The following is a 242-nucleotide window of genomic DNA, read 5'->3' as shown; positions in this document are numbered from 1 at the left end:
ACGGTTGGCTGATCACCCTGGAGTTCCCGAGTTACTACGCGGTGATGACCTACGCCCAGGACCGCGCCCTGCGCGAGGAAGTCTACGCGGCCTATTGCACCCGTGCGTCGGACCAAGGCCCGAATGCCGGTCAGAACGATAACGGGCCGGTGATGGAACAGATCCTCGACCTGCGTCAGGAGCTTGCTCAACTGCTGGGCTACGCCTCATTCTCCGAACTGAGCCTGGCCACCAAGATGGCC

Annotated in this window: 1 protein-coding gene; it reads left to right on the top strand. The window is 62.4% G+C overall.

What is annotated here, in order from left to right; all coding sequences use genetic code 11:
- Positions 1–242: M3 family metallopeptidase (locus SB764_RS43975; RefSeq protein WP_410867310.1), on the top strand; the 242-nt coding region annotated here is incomplete at both ends.

The sequence above is a fragment of the Paraburkholderia sp. SIMBA_027 genome (genome assembly GCF_046535315.1).
Taxonomy (GTDB): Bacteria; Pseudomonadota; Gammaproteobacteria; order Burkholderiales; family Burkholderiaceae; genus Paraburkholderia; species Paraburkholderia tropica.
This window is presented reverse-complemented; position numbering and strand designations above follow the sequence as displayed.